Source organism: Pseudonocardia charpentierae (assembly GCF_031845345.1).
Classification (GTDB): Bacteria; Actinomycetota; Actinomycetes; order Mycobacteriales; family Pseudonocardiaceae; genus Pseudonocardia; species Pseudonocardia charpentierae.
Map to the genome: position 1 here is coordinate 1 of NZ_JAVREJ010000069.1, position 4,408 is coordinate 4,408.

Genomic DNA, 4,408 nt, shown 5'->3' on the forward strand with positions numbered 1-4,408 from the left:
GAACCGGAACACACGGCTGGAAAACAGCCCTGAATACGCTCGTCGTCCTCTTCCCCGGACGACTTCCTCTGTGATATTTTAGCCAGATTAGTCACCCGTGGCTTACACGGGAATCGTGACAGGCTCCGTCCACCATCGCGCTCACGATCTCCTCCGCATAGCTCCCAACGGACTCGTTCAGCTCATTGTCGTTGATGTGATACGCGGTAGCCAGCATGCCGAGGGCGACGTTGAGTGCGCCCCAGGCGATCTGCTGCTCCAAGTTGCAGTTGGTCAGGTATTCAGCTGGCCTTGGCATCACCGCCCTTCGTGTTCATCTGATCTATCTCCTTGCTCCGGTTGTATGGGTACTCCAGGAAGCTCTCCGGTCCGTTGTCCACAAGGTAGTCGGTATAGCGGTCGACCTCGTCCTGGCGAGCCTGGCGTGCCCGCAGCCGCTCGGCTTTCAGGAGGGTGGCGATAAGCCGCGACCGCGACGCCAAGTTCACCGCAGCCTTCGACGCCGTCCTCACCGCCGCCGACATTCGCATCATCAGGACACCGGTGCGGGCGCCACGGCCCAATGCGATCGCCGAACGCTTCGTCGGCTCCATCCGCCGCGAACTCCTCGACCGCACCCTGATCATCAACCAACGGCACGCCGCCACCGTGCTCGACGAGTACCAGCACCACTACAACAACCATCGCCCACACCGCAGTCTTGGCCAGACCGCTCCCCTACGACCACTCCCCCAGCTGACGACAGGCGAGACGAACACCGTCCAACGGCACGACCGCCTCGCCGGACTGCTCCACGAGTGTCAGCAGGTCGCCTGACGTGTGCAGCATTTATGGCACCACAGGGCGCCTATTTCGCAGCAGATCCCGGCGATGTCTCGTGCCCGATCACCCGAACGGCGTGGCCACGCTCGACGAGAACACGGGCTATCCCCAGTGTCGGCACCAGGTTCCCGCATTCCAGGTCACGACCAGTTGACGCGCCATCCGGCAACCACCTCGCCTCCACTGCACAGCTGGTGAGTGAACGAGTCTTGACGAAATCAGCCGTAGCCTTCTGCCTCGTAAGCCTGCCAAACGGACACGTGATCGCCTGACCGACTGCCGCACAATTTCAGAGTTACGAACAGCACAACAAAGGAAAGTCAGACGAATTGAGCCGATCAAGTAAACGACGGTTCGCGCTGATTGTGGATCGCTATCCGGCTCGGCCTCATGACCCGATCTAGGATAGCGATCCGCCTGTTACGGCTGAGATCCCATCTGCATGCGTGGTCGAGGAAACCGGTCGCGGTCAGCGATCAAGTTTGCCCGGCATAGGCAAAACGCCTGCGGGGACTTGGCGCGCGTCGTACCGCGACCCCAGCAATCGGCAGGTATCGAAGACCTTCAAGACCAAGCGCGAGGCGGCGACGTTCCTCGCCCAAGTGAGCACGGCGACCAGCGTGGGCACCTATGTTTCGCCACACGCCGGACGCGTGCTGTTCGGCGACCACGCCCGGCAGTGGATGGCGACGTGGAACATGCAGGCGACCACCACCGCCCGGGACAGCTCGATCATGCGCAACCACGTGCTTGCCAAGTGGGACTCCTGGCCGCTGGCGAAGATCGACCACTTGGCGGTGCAGGGCTGGATCACCGATCTCGGCGACCGACTCTCTCCCGCGACCCTTGTGCAGTGCCGTCGGATGATGTCCGGGGTCATGCGCTCCGCCGTCCGCAACCGGCTGATCGTCGCCAACCCGTGCGACGGGGTCCACATTCCGGCCCGGCGTCGACAGGACACCGACGACCAGATCATCGACCGGGCCGTGTTCCGCTCGTCGCTGCTGCCGGTGGTGCCGCACCCCTACCGGGCGCTCGTAGGGCTCGGCGGTGGCGCGGGACTGCGCTGGGGCGAGGCGGTCGGCCTCTGCGATGACGCGCTCGACCTCGACGCCGCCACGCTGCGCGTCGTTCGGACCGTCATCGAGGTCTCTGGGCGTACCGCGTTCAAGCCCTTCCCGAAGACCGGGGCAGGACGCCGCTCAGTGCCGCTTCCTGCTTGGCTCGTCGCCCTGCTGCGCGAGCACGTCGAGACCTATCCGCGCGGGGAGGCGGGCCTGATCTTCGCCAACGGGGCCGGCGGCGCGTACCTGCGGACGCTGTTCCGCTCTCGCGTCTGGCGGCCGGCGCTCGTGCGGGCCGCGCTGCTCGGGGCCGTCGAGCCGGACGGGCCGAAGTACCGCGGCACGTGGACGGGCGCGGCGGGCGTGTCCGGGTCGGAACTGTTCGCCAGCGAGGCAGCGGCGGTCAACCACGTCGCTCGGCACCAGGCCAGTGGGCTGCGCTTCCACGACCTCCGCCACTCCTACGCGACCTGGCTCGTGGACGACGGCGTACCGGTGAACATGGTGCAGCGGGTGCTAGGCCACGAACGGTCGTCGACGACGCTGGACCTCTACACCCGGCGGACCGACGACCCGACCCGTGTTCTGCGTGCGCTCGACGACGAGCCGGACGAAGAACAGCCCGACGACGGCACGGCGGGCGCTCTGGTGCCCCGATGACGCCCGTGGTGCCCTTCTGGTGCCTTTTCGGCTTCCAGCAGTGCGAGGCAGAACCTCAACAACGACGAAAACCCTCTGTGTTCCTGCTGGTCAGAGGGCCTTCGTAAGTGGTGGGCGATACTGGGATTGAACCAGTGACCTCTTCCGTGTCAAGGAAGCGCTCTCCCACTGAGCTAATCGCCCGAGGCGGAAGCGGGAATCGAACCCGCGTACAGGGCTTTGCAGGCCCTTGCCTAAGCCACTCGGCCATTCCGCCGGGACACCCCGGGACCACCGTCTTCCAGGTCCTGGAGGTCCGGCGTGGACCCGAGGTTTCTCCGAGCGGACGACGGGATTCGAACCCGCGACCCTCACCTTGGCAAGGTGATGCGCTACCAGCTGCGCTACGTCCGCGTGTGCAGCGTGTCCGCTGCGTTGCTCTTGTGGTGAGAACCCTAGCGCAGGCCCCTGGCGGGTTCCACCGCCACCCCCCTCCCCTGCCGTCCGTGCTGTTCAGAAGGCACGTCAGTCGCGCGCCCGGTCGTTGGCAAGGAGCTCCGAGAGCGCCATGTCGAAGTCGAGCCAGGAGTACTCGGTCGACGGGGGCACGGACTCGTAGGTCCGGTCGAGGAACTCGCCGAGAGTCTGGGCGCAGGTCGTGAAGAGCGCATGCCCGGACGGGGAGTTCAGCTCGAGCTCGATGCGGGTGGCGTCGGTCGGCATCGGCTGGACGCGGACGTCCCCGGTTCCCGACGACGCCATGAGACCATCGGCGAGAAGGTCGCGGGCGAACACCCAGTCGACCGCCGTGCCGTGGCCGGTGCGGAACGATGCCTGCACGGCGTAGGGGTCGCGGCTGTCGTAGGTCAGCTCGACCTTCACGGGCACGGGCGCCGAGTCCGGAGAGATCAGCTCGAACACTGCCGGTGAGCAGATGACCATGTGCTCGTCGCGCATCGTGGGTCCTCTTTCGTGGGCCTGCGTGGTGAACCTTCATGCAGAGAAACGACGGTCGGACCGAGATGTCACGGTTCGATGGGGTGGGTGTCCCCCTGTCGATCGGGTGGGTTCCGCAGCCCTCTACCGGCCGTATCGCCACTCTGAGTGATCGATTGCTCCAGGCGGGGAGGTCTCGGTGCGAGACCCGCAGGTCAGGCCCGGCCCATCGCGAAGCGGCACCTGCCGCACGGGCCGGCGAGCTCGATGTTGTAGGGTCTTTCCTGCAACGGGCGATTAGCTCAGGGGGAGAGCGCTTCGTTCACACCGAAGAGGTCACTGGTTCGATCCCAGTATCGCCCACCGTCGCCGAAGGCCCCTGACCAGCAGGTTCAGGGGCCTTCGGCCATGTTGGGCCGGTACGGCTGCCAGGCAGATGGCGTCACGGGTAGCCGAATTGGTAGCCATAGAGCGCGTGCATCCGCGGCGGCCCTCCCGCGGGCGCCGCTGGTCTGCCTCGACGTCGCGCTTGTCGGCGGCGTCGTCCCGATCCGCGGCGCGCTCGACGATATGCGCAGACCAACCTGGTCGCCGCGTGGTGGTCGCGCCGGCCATCGACGCGTGCCGGAGCCCCCCCCCCCTCTCCGCAGACCTGCCCGGGCGCCTCTCGCGTCCCTGTTCGACCCGCTCAGTAAGAGGCCTCGGGCTCGTCGTCAGGGCCCGGGCTACTGCCTCTACCTCGAGTGCCCGGCTCCCCCGACCCCGGCCCCGGCCCGTTACCGCCAGGCTTGGTGGTGTCGTGCTCGGGCCTCTTCCCCGCGCTAGAGCCTGTTTGGGAAGCAGGTCAGCGCAGCCACTCGGCGAGGGCGGCAATCCGGACGGTGGCCAGGTAGCGGACGGCGAGTTTGTCGAAGCGGGTGGCGACGGCGCGATTGCGCTTGAGCCGG

Annotated in this window: 4 protein-coding genes, 4 tRNA genes and 1 pseudogene; 3 read left to right on the forward strand and 6 right to left on the reverse strand. The window is 66.5% G+C overall.

Translation table 11 applies throughout. The features are described 5' to 3' along the window. Positions 1-91 precede the first annotated feature (91 nt). Positions 92-262 (reverse strand): hypothetical protein, encoded by a 171-nt coding sequence (locus RM445_RS31740; protein ID WP_311560561.1) that lies wholly within the window; start codon positions 260-262, stop codon positions 92-94. A gap of 19 nt (positions 263-281) precedes the next feature. Then, positions 282-593, reverse strand: coding sequence for a hypothetical protein (locus tag RM445_RS31745; protein ID WP_311560564.1), 312 nt, complete (start codon positions 591-593; stop codon positions 282-284). Between RM445_RS31745 and RM445_RS31750 the strand changes: the two are divergent. Both RM445_RS31750 and RM445_RS31755 read left to right on the forward strand, forming a co-directional pair. Continuing rightward, a pseudogene (locus tag RM445_RS31750) lies at positions 544-657 on the forward strand (integrase); the annotation flags it as partial. The gene RM445_RS31745 and the pseudogene RM445_RS31750 sit on opposite strands and share 50 nt — an antisense overlap. 785 nt (positions 658-1,442) lie before the next feature. Next, complete coding sequence (locus RM445_RS31755; RefSeq protein WP_311560562.1) at positions 1,443-2,546, forward strand: tyrosine-type recombinase/integrase; 1,104 nt, start codon at positions 1,443-1,445, stop codon at positions 2,544-2,546. Positions 2,547-2,654: 108 nt separating this feature from the next. On the opposite strand, the gene RM445_RS31760 is transcribed toward RM445_RS31755, so the two are convergent. From RM445_RS31760 to RM445_RS31775, 4 genes are all read right to left on the reverse strand, one after another. Beyond that, a tRNA-Val gene (locus RM445_RS31760) sits at positions 2,655-2,729 on the reverse strand. A 1-nt stretch (position 2,730) separates the two neighbouring features. Further along, positions 2,731-2,802, reverse strand: a tRNA-Cys gene (locus RM445_RS31765). Between the two features lie 64 nt (positions 2,803-2,866). After that, positions 2,867-2,939: transfer RNA gene (locus RM445_RS31770), tRNA-Gly, on the reverse strand. Positions 2,940-3,050: 111 nt separating this feature from the next. Continuing rightward, positions 3,051-3,482, reverse strand: a complete 432-nt coding sequence (locus tag RM445_RS31775) for an SsgA family sporulation/cell division regulator (protein ID WP_311560563.1) — start codon at positions 3,480-3,482, stop codon at positions 3,051-3,053. 270 nt (positions 3,483-3,752) lie between these two features. Between RM445_RS31775 and RM445_RS31780 the strand changes: the two genes are divergently transcribed. After that, a tRNA-Val gene (locus RM445_RS31780) sits at positions 3,753-3,824 on the forward strand. Positions 3,825-4,408 lie beyond the last annotated feature (584 nt).

Coding starts and splice junctions, on each gene's coding strand:
- RM445_RS31745 (WP_311560564.1), bottom strand. CDS start 593: ATGGAGCCGACGAAGCGTTCGGCGATCGCATTGGGCCGTGGCGCCCGC.
- RM445_RS31775 (WP_311560563.1), bottom strand. CDS start 3,482: ATGCGCGACGAGCACATGGTCATCTGCTCACCGGCAGTGTTCGAGCTG.